Source organism: Bradyrhizobium agreste (assembly GCF_016031625.1).
In the GTDB taxonomy this organism is placed as follows: Bacteria; Pseudomonadota; Alphaproteobacteria; order Rhizobiales; family Xanthobacteraceae; genus Bradyrhizobium; species Bradyrhizobium agreste.
This window is the reverse complement of the sequence record NZ_JACCHP010000002.1, coordinates 50,918-62,892: the sequence shown is the minus strand read 5'-3', so window position 1 is coordinate 62,892 and position 11,975 is coordinate 50,918. Positions and strand designations below refer to the sequence as shown.

Genomic DNA, 11,975 nt, shown 5'->3' with positions numbered 1-11,975 from the left:
CGCACACAGCACAACAGCCGGCAAAGCCCATCATGTTGCTTCGTTTCTGCGCCGCAGCGTTCGTGTCCCTTCTGACAATCAGCTCCGTTCAGGCGCAGGTTCGCTCACCTTCCAGGCTACCGGATCCGCGTGGCGAATTCGTGCGCCAGTGTGCGCCGCGCATGCTCGGGCGCTGGGAGCATCCGGAGGAAGTCTGCGGCTGCCTGCACGATCACGCCGCCGCAGCCGTCGAGGATCGCGATCTGCGCGAAGCGCTGTTGCGCGGCATCAGCGAGACCGGCGTGCCCACCATCGAGACCGATTGGGTGCCGGCCTCCAAGCACAGCGAGATCGGCCCGACCTTCACCAAGATCGCCAAACCGACCTTGCAGTGCATGTTCGATCCGGCGAAATAACTTCTCGGATCATCACTTCGTTTTCGGTCCGTGCCGCGGCACGCAGGAGCTCGTGCGCGAGACTCCCTTGTCGGTCATTTTCGCGCCGCGCACTTCCCTGACCTGGCCAGCGGGGCAGGTTCCGTCATCCACGAGCACGCGCTGGCCGAGCTTGAGATCGCCGATGTCCTGCTCCCGTCCGATGGTGGCGGCGCGTGCCGTCGAGGCAAGCGCGATGGAGAACAGCAGCGAAAGGCAAGTCGCACGGCGCAGCAGCATGATATGAGGTCCCGGCATCGATGCCGCAATCTAGGGAGCGGCGGGCGATTCTGATAGGGAAGCTTCGTCACGCCCGGCGGGGCGATGTTCGCCTTGCGCCCAACGCGGCGCGCGATTCCCTCGCGAGACGTTCGGCAGAGGCCACGAGCTGTGGCATCGGATGCCCGGAAAATCCCAGTACGAAGCCGGGCAGGGGACGCCCGCGCGAATAAGTGTCCGCCAATAGCCAGCCTTCGGCGCCGGCCGCTTGCTTGGCATGCGCCGCCACCGCCGGATCGACGGCAGGATCGAACCGCGCGACAAGATGCAGGCCTTGTGATGGCACCGGCACCGAAAGCGCGCCACCGGACGCGACTTCCAGCGTCTCGGCGAGCACGTCGCGGGCTTCGCGATAGAGTTTCCGCACGCGCTTCAGGTTCGCGGCGAAGGCGCCGGAATTGAGCATATCCGCCACCGCGCCCTCCATCAGCGTGCCGGGAAAACGGTCGAGCGCCGCGCGCGCCGCCGTCACGTCGGCGATCAGGCGTTCGGGCAGGGCGCAATAGCCGATGCGCAAGCCCGGAAACAGCGTCTTGGCAAAGGTGCCGAGGTAGATCACGCGCTGGAGGCGATCGATGCCGGCGAGCGACATCAGCGGCGCGCCGTCATAGCGGAACTCGCTGTCGTAATCGTCCTCGAGCACGAATGCGCCTGCCTGTTTCGCCCAGTCCAGAAGCTCGAGCCGCCGCGGCATCGACATTTGCATGCCAAGCGGAAACTGGTGCGACGGTGTGACGTAGGCCGCGCGCGCGGACGGCGCCGCGATGCGGCCTTTGGCGACGCGCATCCCGTGTTCGTCCACCGGGACAGGCACGGTGCGATAACCGCAATGGGCGATGGTTTTTCGCGCGGCGGGATAGCCCGGGTCCTCGCACCAGACCTGGTCGCTGGATCCCAGGATCGCGCTCAGCACGATCCGTAGCGCGTGCAGCGTGCCCGAGGTCAGCATGATCTGGTCGGGGTCGCAACGCAGCCCCCGCGCCGACAAGAGATGGTCCGCGATCGCCACGCGCAGCTCGCGGCTGCCGCGAGGATCGCCATAATGCAGGTGCTCGGGTCCGAATGCGCGCATGCGGCGGCCGACGAAAGCGCGAAAGCGCTGTACGGCGCGCTCGTCGATGTGGGTACAGCCCAGCGCAAACGCGCCTTGCTTTGGCGCTTCGAGAGCGACCTTCGGCTTGTTCGGCTCGGCGGCGCGCTTGGGGATACGCGCCGCGACGAACGTTCCGGAGCCGACCGTTGCGTCGGCAAAGCCGTCGGCAATCAGGCGCTCATAGGCGGTGACGACGGCGTTGCGGCGGAAGCCGGTCTGCCTGGCCAGCGTCCGTGACGGCGGCAGCGGCTCGCCCGGCCTGACCAGGCCGGAGACGATCATTTCGCACAGCGCCTGATAGAGCCGGTGCGCGGCGGAAGCGCCGGCCGTGACGTGAGGGCCGGTGAGGTCGAGCGGAAGCTCGGGCTTGGCTCGGGAGGACGAATTGGTCGGAATTTTTTGCATGGAATTGGAACTATCGCAGACCAAATGCGCCGCTACAACTGCTCCGGACTTCTTCCATCCGAGCAGGAGCGGCCGTGAGCCAGACCGAGACCTCGAACTCCTATCCGACGTCGGCCCGCAATCAGGTGAAGCGCCGGCACGACCGCGGCTTCTATGATCACGACACGGTCCATCGCATCCTGGATTCCTCGATGCTGTGCCACGTCTCCTACGTGATCGACGGCCAGCCCTATTGCACGCCGACCTTCTTCTGGCGCGAGGGCACCAGGCTCTACTGGCACGGATCGAGCGCCAGCCGCATGCTGCGCAACCAGAGCAAGGGCGAGCGCGTCTGCCTGACGGTTGCCCATCTCGACAGCCTCGTGCTGGCGCGCTGCGGCTTCAACCATTCCGCCGACTATCGCGCCGTGATGGCGTTCGGTAGGGCCTATCTCGTCACCGATCCCGATGAGAAGGAGCGGGCGGTGATCGCGATGGTCGATCGCTTCTTCCCGGATCGCACCGCCGGCCTGCGTCCAAGCTCCACACAGGAAATCAAGGCAACGTCCTTCATCGCCATGCAAATCGAGGAAGCCTCGGCCAAGATCCGCGCCAAGGGTGTCGCCGACGATGACGAGGACTACGCGCTGCCGATCTATGCGGAGCGCATTCCGGTCCGCACCGTGCTCGGCGCCCCCGAACCGTGCCCGCGCCTGCTCGATGGTGTGAGCCGGCCTGCGACGCTGAACGGCTATTCCGAAGGCCGGCTGCTCGAAGATGCATTGCGGGATGCATATTTTCTGGAGTACCCGAACGGCTGAAATCGGCTAGTTTGCGCGCGCCTTGGGACCATTGGAATGTCTGGAGTCGCCCGAATGAATGCCGAAACGCAGCAGAGGATTCTCGACGCCGTCGACAACGGCTTCGAAGCTCAGCTTGCAACCACCCGCGATTTCGTCGCGATCCCTTCGACCCGCGGGGCGGAGGGACCATGCCAGGACATGATCGGCGATCTCCTGCGCGAACGCGGCTACGAGGTCGACGACTGGCACATCGATATCGAGGATTTGAAGGACCTGCGCGGCTTCGGTCCGATCGAGCACGACTTTTCGAAGGCGCGATCCGTGGTGGGCACTTACCGTCCGCGAACGAACGGCGGCAAGTCGCTGATCCTGCAGGGGCACTGCGATGTGGTGCCGGCCGGTCCGCTGGAATTGTGGGATACGCCGCCATTCGCGCCGGTGATCAAGGACGGCAAGATGTTCGGCCGCGGTGCCTGCGACATGAAGTCCGGGACGATCGGTGCGCTCTACGCGCTGGACGCGATCAAGGCCGCGGGCTTCAGACCGACGGCGCGGATCCATTTTCAATCGGTGATCGAGGAGGAGAGCACGGGTGTCGGCGCACTCTCCACCCTGCAGCGCGGCTATCGCGCCGATGCCTGCTTCATTCCGGAGCCGACCGGCGGCAAGATGGTGCGCTCGCAGGTCGGCGTGATCTGGTTTCGCCTCCGCGTGAAGGGGCACCCGACCCATGTTGCCTTCGCAGGCTCCGGCGCGAACGCAATCATGGCGGCGTACCACCTGATCCAGGCGCTGCAAAAGCTCGAGATCGAATGGAACGAGCGGGCCAAGGCCGACCGCCACTTCAAGACGCTCGACCATCCCGTAAACTTCAACGCCGGCGTCATCAAGGGCGGCGACTGGGCCTCGAGCGTGCCGGCCTGGTGCGACGTCGACTGCCGGATTGCGGTGTTGCCGGGCTGGTCGATCGCCGATCACCAGAAGGAGATCATGGCTTGCGTCGCCGCCGCTTCGCGCAACCACCGTTTCCTCGCCAACAATCCGCCGCAGGTCGAATGGTCCGGCTTCCTGTCGGAAGGCTATGAGCTGACCAATGCCGCGGAGCCCGAGGCTGCGTTCGGGAAAGCTTTCAAGAGGGTCTATGGCGGCACGCCAGAGGATCTCGTCTTCACGGCACTGACCGACACGCGCTTCTACGGCCTCAACCACGGCATCCCGAGTCTGTGTTTCGGTGCCAGCGGAGGGGAGATGCACGGCTTCAACGAGTTCGTCGACCTGGAGTCGTTGAAGAAGACGACCAAGGCGATGGCTCTGTTCATCGCGGAATGGTGCGGCGTGGAGAAGGCGTAGTTTGGTGTCCCGGACGCGGTGCAGCGCGCGGACGATGCGAAGCGTCGTTCCGCGTGGTGCTCCGCAGAGCCGGGACCCATGTCGCCACATGCACTGGACCCCGGTTCAGCAACGCATCGTTGCACGCTGCGCTGCGCCCGGGGAACGCACCGGGCCAGTCGTCAGCTGCGCAATCGATGGGCCCTCCCAAATCCTTTAAGCTTAAAAGAAAGACTAGGATGCCGTCCTGACCGGTGGCAGACTGGCGTCCGGTTCGTCGGACGAGTCCTCGGGAGCAACGATGCGCGATTGGGATGACGCTTACGCCAATTCGGCCCATATCCCGGGCTCGGACAAGATGCCGGCGCTGTGGGCGGAGCGGGCGGCGGCCTACCGCGCCGGGCTGAAGGAATTTCGCCCCGACATCGCCTACGGCGCCGGCGAGCGCCAGAAGCTCGATCTGGTCCTGCCTGACGGCGACAGCAAGGGTCTCGTCGTCTTCGTCCACGGCGGCTACTGGATGCGTTTCGACAAGTCGGCCTGGACCGACCTCGCCGAAGGTGCGCGGCACCATGGCTGGACGGTGGCGCTGCCGAGCTACACGCTGGCACCGGCTGCCCGCATCTCCGATATCACTGCGGAAATCACCGCCGCGATCGCCAAAGCGGCATCGCTCGTCTCGGGGCCGATCCGGCTGGCCGGCCATTCCGCCGGCGGCCATCTCGTCACGCGCATGCTGTGCGACGACAGCCGGCTCGAGTCCGCCGTCTACAACCGCATTGCCGGTACGCTCTCGATCAGCGGCCTGCACGACTTACGTCCGCTCCTGAAGACTGGAATGAACGAGACGCTGGGCATGACGATGGAGGAGGCGACGCTGGAAAGCGCTGCGCTGCATCTGCCACGGGGGCATTCGCCCGTAACGGCCTGGGTCGGCGGCAGTGAGCGGCCCGAATTCATCCGCCAGTCCGATTTGATGGCCAATATCTGGACCGGCTTCGACGTGCCGACGCACCTCGTCGTTGAGCCCGGCCTCAACCATTTCACAGTGATCGACGGGCTCAAGGACCCGTCGTCACAGATCACCGCGCGCCTGATCGGCCTAGACGGATGAGGCCAGGGACGATCGTTCGAGAGGGCCAGCCATGACGTCCAGCGATTACGATCCCACAAGCGAAGGGGCCGAGACCGACTTCTCCCGGCGCATGTCCTACGGTGACTATCTCGCGCTGGACGCGATCCTCGGTGCGCAGCATCCGCTGTCGGAGGCGCATGACGAGATGCTGTTCATCATCCAGCATCAGACCACGGAGCTGTGGATGCGCCTCGCCATCCACGAGCTCAGCGCCGCGCGCGGTGCGATCTCACGGGATGAGGTGCAACCCGCGATGAAGATGCTGGCGCGGATGTCGCGCATCTTCGAGCAGCTCAACGGCGCCTGGGACGTGCTGCGCACCATGACGCCCAGCGAGTATACCCGCTTCCGCTCGCAGCTCGGACAATCCTCGGGCTTCCAGTCGCGGCAATACCGCCTGATCGAATTTCTGCTCGGCAACCGCAACCACGCCATGCTGAAGCCGCACGCACACGATGCGGAGACAATCAAGTTGCTCGAATCCGAGCTCGCGACGCCAAGCCTCTACGACGAGGTGCTGCGGCTCGCCGACCGAAACGGGCTCAAGATGCCTGCGGCGGTGCTGGCGCGCGACGTTCGCGAGACCCACAGCTTCAACGAAGGCGTGCTGCAGGCCTGGCGTATCGTCTACGAGGCGCCGGAGACGCACTGGATGCTCTACGAACTCGCCGAGAAGCTGGTCGATTTCGAAGACTATTTCCGGCGCTGGCGCTTCAACCACGTCACCACGGTCGAGCGCGTCATCGGCTTCAAGCGTGGTACCGGCGGCACTGGTGGCGTGAGTTATCTGAAGCGCATGCTCGAGGTCGAACTCTTTCCCGAGCTCTGGCGCGTGCGTACGATTTTGTAGGGATGTTCATGACCAGGCTTCGCGTCTACGACGACACCAGAGCGTTGTTCCACTTGCCTGACGGCGTGATCTATCTCGACGGCAATTCGCTTGGGGCGTTGCCGCTGGGCGTTGCCGAGCGCGTCAACCGCGTGATCACCGTGGAGTGGGGCAACGAGCTGATCCGCGCGTGGAACACCGCAGGCTGGTATGTCCAGCCGCGCCATGTCGGCGATCGCATCGCGCGGTTGATCGGTGCCGAGGCCGGCTCCGTCATGGTCGGAGACACGCTGTCCCTGAAGGTGTATCAGGCACTCGCCGCCGCGCTCGACATGACCCCGTCCCGCAGGATCGTTCTGTCGGACACCGGCAACTTCCCGACCGACCTGTACATGGCCGAAGGCCTGATCGCGACGCTCGGGCGCGGCCATCAATTGCGCCTGGTGGCACCGGAGGAGATCGAGGGCGTATTGTCCGAGGAGATCGCGGTTCTGTACATTACCGAGGTCGACTACCGCACCGGCCGCCGCCACGATATGGCGAAGCTCACCGCGAAAGCGCATGCGCACGGCATCGTCACGGTGTGGGATCTCGCCCATTCCGCCGGCGCGCTGCCGGTCGATCTCGCCGGCAGCGGTGCCGATTTCGCCGCTGGGTGCACCTACAAATACCTCAACGCCGGCCCCGGCGCGCCGGCCTTCCTCTATGTCGCGCCTCGCCATGCCGATGGCGCGCGCTCCGCTCTGTCGGGGTGGATGGGTCACGCAAAACCGTTTGCGTTCGAGCTTGCCTATGCGGCCGCGGGCGGCGTCGAACGCATGCGCGTCGGCACGCCGCCAGTGCTCGCCATGGCGGCGTTGGAGGCCTCCCTCGATATCTGGGACAAAGTCGATATCGCCGAGGTTCGTGCGCGTTCGCTTATCCTCGGCGATCTCCTGATCGGTGAAGTCGAGCGCCGTTGTCCGCAACTCAAGCTCGTGACCCCGCGCGAGCATGAGCGGCGCGGCTCGCAAGTCTCGTTCGCCTTCGCCGGCGGCTACGCCGCGATGCAGGCCCTGATCGCCCGCGGTGTCATCGGTGATTTCCGCGCGCCCGACATCATGCGGTTCGGCCTCACGCCGCTTTATGTCGGAGCGGACGAGATCATCCGCGCGGCGGAGATGATCGAAGAGGTGATTGCCGATGAGATCTGGCGGCGGCCGGAGTACCAGGTCGTGAATGCGGTGACGTGAGGAAGGACTGTTCCTCAGATGTCCGGGATGATTACCTTGGACGTCATTGCTTCGCCGCGCGCGGCAATTCACGCTGAGACAACAACCAATCGGGAGCAGTTCCGATGACGCCGCTCGAGAAACTTAAAGCGATGAAGATGCCGTTCGCCGAGCTCAAGGGCGTCGAGTTTGTCGAGGCGGAGAAGGACCGCGTGGTGGCGCGGATGACGGTCCGGGCCGATCTCTGCACGCTTCACCACACCATCCACGGCGGGGCCGTGATGGCGCTGGCCGATTCCGTCGGCGCGGCAGCGACCGTGATCAACCTGCCAGAGGACGCCAAGGGTACGACCACGCTGGAGAGCAAGACCAATTTCATCGGTGGGGCGAAGGAGGGGGCCACGCTCATCGCTACGGCCACCCCGGTGCACAAGGGCCGGCGGACCCAGGTCTGGACCACCAGGCTGGAAACCGAGGACGGCAAATTGGTTGCAGTGGTGACCCAGACCCAGCTCGTCCTGTGAACCTAGGGGCTTTGATTTTATTAACGAATTAGTCGCGCCGATGCCTGAAACTTGGGCAGATCTCCATCTTGAAAATCATGGTGCGATGCACAATATGGGGGACCTAGGGATTCGAACGCCTCCTCGAGGGACACCAAGAGGAGTTCTGACGTGGTACTTGAAGACACCGTCCGTACCGTTCCCGGCTATGTACGGACCCTGATCCAGCAGGAAGAATTGCCGCTCCTGCGCGATCACCTGCTGAGGCTTGATGCCAGCAGCCGGCATGACCGTTTTAACGGCTTTCTCGACGACAGCTTCATCGAGCGCTACGCCGCCCGCTGCGCCGAGGATGGCACCGTGATCGTTGCCTATATCACCGACGGCGTGGTGCGCGGTGCGGCCGAACTGCATCCGCCGGAGGACGATTCCTTGCCGGAGGTCGCCTTCAGCGTGGAAGCCTCCGCGCGTCGCCAAGGCGTCGGCACCGTGCTGTTCCGCCGCCTGATCGCAGAGGCGCGGTGGAAGGGCTACAAGCAGCTGCGCATCACGACGGGCGCCGAAAATCACGCGATGCGGGCGCTCGCCAGGAAGTTCGGGGCCCATCTGGCTTTCCGCCACGGCGAATCGACCGGCACGATCGACCTCGCCAAGACGCCCGAGGCCGAGCTTGCTGATCTCGCGGCCTCGCCGTTCACGGCCGGGCGCGCTCTTCTCAGCTTCAACAGCACTTGTTGGAAGCTGATCTCGAGCATGTACGGCAATCGCGCCGCATAGCCCGGAAATTGCGGACAGGAATCACAAAGCGGACCGGCAAGGCCGGTCCGCTTTCGTGTTCTGTGCGATGAAATGAATGCTCAGCTGCGCGTGCCGGCGCCGAAGCGGCGGACGACGCGGCGTTCGACCACGACGGAGCGCTGCGCGCCCTGTTCGCCGGCGATCACGCGGGTAGCGGTGATGCGGCTGTTGGTGCGGGCCTGCTTCTTCACCTCGGCCTGGACGACATCGAGCGGCATCCCCATCAAGGCTGCGGCGATCTCGGCCTGCTGCGCCTGGTCGTCGGTGATGCCGACAGCGGCGAAGATCGCCTCGTCCAGGGTCGGGGGATCGTGGCGGACGCGCCGCGTGCCATATTTGGTATTCCAGTCTGCGCTCATAACGGCCTCATTTTGATGCCGGGATACCTAGTGCCACCAATGTTGCATTGCAATATGAAATCGGTGTGGCATCTCAGCTATGCACCGGTCTGGTGTCACAGCGGTGACGCAGCACCTGCGCCGACCTCCACCCGTTTCTGAGGCCAACGCTTCAGGGCGGCATGTCCGGCTTCGGTGAGCCGGTAGATCCCGCGCTCAGCGCGTTCGAACCAGCCATACACATTGTTAAGCAAGATCTTGCCGGCATCGGGGCAGCGCTCGCGCAGCTCGCGCACCGGCTTCGGTCCCTCGGCAAGGGCTGACGCGCAGGCCAGCGCCTGCTGGCGATAGGCCGTCATGATCGGTGCGCGGGTGCTGCCGCCGAGCACGGGATCGCCCTGCCGGCGCTGATGTTCGGCGACGAGACGCGAGCGCACCTTCGGCTCGCGGCGCGGCGCCGCGGTCGGCGGCTTCACCAGCACTTCGACCTGGCCGCGATCGGTCACGCCAAGCATGCCGAAGCCGAGGCGACGGCAGAGATTGCGATAGCGCGCATCGCTCTCGCGTCCCTTGCCGCGCGCGGACATTTTCGCTGCGATCCAGACCTCGTCACCGGCCGGCGCGCGATCGACTGCCTGCAGGATCAGCTCGAGATTAAAGGCAAGCTTCAGCTCGCCGATCACCACAACGGGTGGATCGCCGGCGCTGAGTCCGACCAGATCGCAGCCGCCGATCTCGCCCTTGACCGTGAAGCCGAGCTCTTCGAGGAAGCGTTTGACGGGCAGGTAAAGCGCGGTTTCCAAGGGGGGACGTCCGATCGGAGAATCAGTTGCAGACAGTCTAGAACCTTCTCGGCCCCGGTTGAATCGGAGCCGATGCTTTTGACGGTCCGATCAGAACGCAATCACATCCGTCCACCGACCGGGATCAGGGCGCCCGTAACGCCGCTCGCGGCATCGCTGGCGAGGAACAGGATAACTTCGGCGAGTTCCTGCGGCGTCACCCATTTGGAAAAGTCGGCTTTCGGCATGTCGGCGCGGTTGGCCTTGGTGTCGATGATCGAGGGCAGCACCGCATTGACGGTGACCTTGCCCTTCCACTCGCTGGCGAGGGCCTCTGTCAGGCGATGCACGCCGGCTTTCGACGCCGCATAAGGACCCATGCCGCTGCCTGCCTGCAGCGCGCCCATCGCGCCGATATTGACGATGCGACCGGCCATGGACTCGGCGAGGTGCGGCAGCGCCGCGCGCGAGGTGTTGAGCGCGGTCAGCACGTTCAGCGCATGCATGCGCTGCCATGTCGCGATATCGCCGTCGCCGACGGTCTCGAAGGCGAACCCGCCGGCGATGTTGATCAGTACGTCGAGCCGGCCGAAATGCTTTGCGGCCCTATCGACGGCCGTTTTCGCTTGCGCCGCGTCGGACAGATCGACACCGCCGATCTCGATGCGTTCGGGCGTTGCCGGCAATTGCGATGGCGCGTGATCGATGCCGGCGATGAGCGCACCGCGGGACCGCGCGACTTCGGAAACCACTTTGCCAATTGCGCCGAGAACGCCGGTGACGACCAGAACCTTGCCTCGCATCATCGTTTCTCCCGGCGCGGCCGCCTACGCTTGCAGATAGCGCGCCTTCAGTGCGGTTCGCTCTGCTGTGCCGAGCTTGAGCCCATCACGCAAGTAGGTTTCGAGATCGCCATAGTCACGCCCGACGGCCTCGAAGGCGGCCGCCAGGTACGAGGCCTCGACGCTGCCGATCGCGTCGAGGACATCGGCGGGCAGATCGGAGGCGTTCGACGGGTCGCGCTTGTAGTGCCGGTTGGTCAAGAGATAATCCTCGGCGATGACCTCGTCCGACACGCCGAGCGCGTGCAGGATCAACGCGCTGGCAAAGCCGGTGCGGTCCTTGCCGGCGGTGCAGTGGATCACGAGCGGCGCGCGGTCTTCCAGCAAATGACCGAACAGCGCACGGAAGCTGTGCGTGTTGTGGCGCACATAATTGCGATAGGACTCACGCATGAGCTCGAGCGCCACGGCCGCGGTCAGCGTGCCCTTCGCGAGCTCGGCGCGCAGCCCGGCCACGACGGTCGGTTCGATCGGCAGCGAATGCACCGTGATCTCGTCCACGACGCAGATGCCGCCCGCGCGCTCCTCGAGGCCACGGAAATCGAAGGCGCTGCGCACGCCCAGCGCGCGGACGATTTCGATGTCGGCCGCAGTGAGCTGACCGAGATGGTTGGAGCGGAAAATGTGTCGCCAGCGTGTGGTGCGGCCATCCTTGGTCGGGTAGCCGCCGAGGTCGCGGAAATTGCTCGCACCCTGGAGGGCGAGATGACGGGCAGGGGAGTCCTTCAGCGGGGAGTCTTGCATGGGATCAGCTTGGGTTATGGTTCCACCGGATGCACGTTTGGCGTCCTTGCGGTCTATTACAGGGGGCGATCATGGGCCGGCACAAGGCCATTGTTTTGACGGTCAGTATGCTGGTGGGCGCATTGCCGGGTGCGCGGCAGGCCGATGCGCAGACCTTCCAAACCTACCGCTGCGCCGATGGTACGCAGTTCATCGTCGGGTTTTATGACTACGACAAGCGCGCCTTCCTCCAGATCGATGGTGAGCCCGTTACGCTCGCCAAACGGCTGGCGGTTTCGGGAGCGCGCTATTCGGGGGCGGGAGTCACGCTGAGGATTCCCAAGACCGGACCTGCAACGGTCAAGCATCTGAATCGGCCGGTTACCGCATGCGCGGTGGTCGAAAAGCCCGGGATCTAGGCGGGAGCGCACCTGGAATCAAAAAGGGCCGAAACGCCGTTGTTTCGACCCTTTTTCAAACTGTCACCGGCCGCTTGCGCAAGCCCGGCGTTGT

15 protein-coding genes are annotated in these 11,975 nt (G+C 64.8%); 9 read left to right on the top strand and 6 right to left on the bottom strand.

The window, feature by feature from the left end; all coding sequences use genetic code 11:
* Positions 1-32 precede the first annotated feature (32 nt).
* Positions 33-395, top strand: a complete 363-nt coding sequence (locus HZZ13_RS02960; RefSeq protein WP_197958172.1) for a hypothetical protein — start codon at positions 33-35, stop codon at positions 393-395.
* 12 nt (positions 396-407) lie between these two features.
* On the opposite strand, the gene HZZ13_RS02955 is transcribed toward HZZ13_RS02960, so the two are convergent.
* Both HZZ13_RS02955 and pdxR read right to left on the bottom strand, forming a co-directional pair.
* Complete coding sequence (locus tag HZZ13_RS02955) at positions 408-653, bottom strand: DUF6719 family protein (protein WP_197958171.1); 246 nt, start codon at positions 651-653, stop codon at positions 408-410.
* A 67-nt stretch (positions 654-720) separates the two neighbouring features.
* Positions 721-2,190 carry a MocR-like pyridoxine biosynthesis transcription factor PdxR gene (gene pdxR / locus HZZ13_RS02950; protein ID WP_197958170.1) on the bottom strand — a complete coding sequence of 490 codons (1,470 nt, stop codon included), beginning with the start codon at positions 2,188-2,190 and terminating at the stop codon, positions 721-723.
* 74 nt (positions 2,191-2,264) lie between these two features.
* Here pdxR and HZZ13_RS02945 point away from each other — a divergent pair, with 74 nt between their 5' ends.
* From HZZ13_RS02945 to HZZ13_RS02915, 7 genes are all read left to right on the top strand, one after another.
* Positions 2,265-2,990, top strand: a complete 726-nt coding sequence (locus HZZ13_RS02945) for a pyridoxamine 5'-phosphate oxidase family protein (protein ID WP_197958169.1) — start codon at positions 2,265-2,267, stop codon at positions 2,988-2,990.
* Between the two features lie 54 nt (positions 2,991-3,044).
* Entirely contained in the window at positions 3,045-4,322 is a 1,278-nt protein-coding gene (locus HZZ13_RS02940) for an ArgE/DapE family deacylase (RefSeq protein ID WP_197958168.1), read from the top strand.
* 280 nt (positions 4,323-4,602) lie between these two features.
* Positions 4,603-5,415 carry a hormone-sensitive lipase gene (locus tag HZZ13_RS02935; protein ID WP_197958167.1) on the top strand — a complete coding sequence of 271 codons (813 nt, stop codon included), beginning with the start codon at positions 4,603-4,605 and terminating at the stop codon, positions 5,413-5,415.
* A 31-nt stretch (positions 5,416-5,446) separates the two neighbouring features.
* Complete coding sequence (gene kynA, locus HZZ13_RS02930; protein ID WP_197958166.1) at positions 5,447-6,286, top strand: tryptophan 2,3-dioxygenase; 840 nt, start codon at positions 5,447-5,449, stop codon at positions 6,284-6,286.
* A gap of 8 nt (positions 6,287-6,294) precedes the next feature.
* Complete coding sequence (gene kynU, locus HZZ13_RS02925; RefSeq protein WP_197958165.1) at positions 6,295-7,497, top strand: kynureninase; 1,203 nt, start codon at positions 6,295-6,297, stop codon at positions 7,495-7,497.
* Positions 7,498-7,601: 104 nt separating this feature from the next.
* A complete protein-coding gene (locus tag HZZ13_RS02920; RefSeq protein ID WP_197958164.1) occupies positions 7,602-8,000 on the top strand; it encodes a PaaI family thioesterase in 399 nt (132 codons plus the stop codon).
* 150 nt (positions 8,001-8,150) lie between these two features.
* Positions 8,151-8,756 (top strand): GNAT family N-acetyltransferase, encoded by a 606-nt coding sequence (locus HZZ13_RS02915; protein WP_197958163.1) that lies wholly within the window; start codon positions 8,151-8,153, stop codon positions 8,754-8,756.
* Between the two features lie 80 nt (positions 8,757-8,836).
* Here HZZ13_RS02915 and HZZ13_RS02910 read toward each other — a convergent pair whose 3' ends face one another.
* The 4 genes from HZZ13_RS02910 to HZZ13_RS02895 form a co-directional block, all read right to left on the bottom strand.
* Positions 8,837-9,136, bottom strand: coding sequence for a hypothetical protein (locus HZZ13_RS02910; RefSeq protein ID WP_128261949.1), 300 nt, complete (start codon positions 9,134-9,136; stop codon positions 8,837-8,839).
* Positions 9,137-9,231: 95 nt separating this feature from the next.
* The gene (locus HZZ13_RS02905) at positions 9,232-9,918 is read right to left on the bottom strand and encodes a DUF2161 domain-containing phosphodiesterase (protein ID WP_197958162.1); all 687 of its coding nucleotides are present in this window, start codon (positions 9,916-9,918) and stop codon (positions 9,232-9,234) included.
* Between the two features lie 101 nt (positions 9,919-10,019).
* Positions 10,020-10,700 (bottom strand): SDR family oxidoreductase, encoded by a 681-nt coding sequence (locus tag HZZ13_RS02900; RefSeq protein ID WP_197958506.1) that lies wholly within the window; start codon positions 10,698-10,700, stop codon positions 10,020-10,022.
* A gap of 24 nt (positions 10,701-10,724) precedes the next feature.
* Positions 10,725-11,468: a tyrosine-protein phosphatase gene (locus tag HZZ13_RS02895; RefSeq protein WP_197958505.1), complete on the bottom strand. Its 744-nt coding sequence runs from the start codon at positions 11,466-11,468 to the stop codon at positions 10,725-10,727.
* A gap of 86 nt (positions 11,469-11,554) precedes the next feature.
* Here HZZ13_RS02895 and HZZ13_RS02890 point away from each other — a divergent pair, with 86 nt between their 5' ends.
* Entirely contained in the window at positions 11,555-11,881 is a 327-nt protein-coding gene (locus HZZ13_RS02890; RefSeq protein ID WP_197958161.1) for an MliC family protein, read from the top strand.
* The last annotated feature ends 94 nt before the right edge of the window (positions 11,882-11,975 follow it).

What these genes read in the sequence shown, in the direction of transcription:
- HZZ13_RS02960 (WP_197958172.1), top strand. Translation starts at nt 33, where the DNA reads ATGTTGCTTCGTTTCTGCGCCGCAGCGTTCGTGTCCCTTCTGACAATC.
- HZZ13_RS02955 (WP_197958171.1), bottom strand. Translation starts at nt 653, where the DNA reads ATGCTGCTGCGCCGTGCGACTTGCCTTTCGCTGCTGTTCTCCATCGCG.
- pdxR (WP_197958170.1), bottom strand. Translation starts at nt 2,190, where the DNA reads ATGCAAAAAATTCCGACCAATTCGTCCTCCCGAGCCAAGCCCGAGCTT.
- HZZ13_RS02940 (WP_197958168.1), top strand. Translation starts at nt 3,045, where the DNA reads ATGAATGCCGAAACGCAGCAGAGGATTCTCGACGCCGTCGACAACGGC.
- HZZ13_RS02935 (WP_197958167.1), top strand. Translation starts at nt 4,603, where the DNA reads ATGCGCGATTGGGATGACGCTTACGCCAATTCGGCCCATATCCCGGGC.
- kynA (WP_197958166.1), top strand. Translation starts at nt 5,447, where the DNA reads ATGACGTCCAGCGATTACGATCCCACAAGCGAAGGGGCCGAGACCGAC.
- kynU (WP_197958165.1), top strand. Translation starts at nt 6,295, where the DNA reads ATGACCAGGCTTCGCGTCTACGACGACACCAGAGCGTTGTTCCACTTG.
- HZZ13_RS02920 (WP_197958164.1), top strand. Translation starts at nt 7,602, where the DNA reads ATGACGCCGCTCGAGAAACTTAAAGCGATGAAGATGCCGTTCGCCGAG.
- HZZ13_RS02910 (WP_128261949.1), bottom strand. Translation starts at nt 9,136, where the DNA reads ATGAGCGCAGACTGGAATACCAAATATGGCACGCGGCGCGTCCGCCAC.
- HZZ13_RS02900 (WP_197958506.1), bottom strand. Translation starts at nt 10,700, where the DNA reads ATGCGAGGCAAGGTTCTGGTCGTCACCGGCGTTCTCGGCGCAATTGGC.
- HZZ13_RS02890 (WP_197958161.1), top strand. Translation starts at nt 11,555, where the DNA reads ATGGGCCGGCACAAGGCCATTGTTTTGACGGTCAGTATGCTGGTGGGC.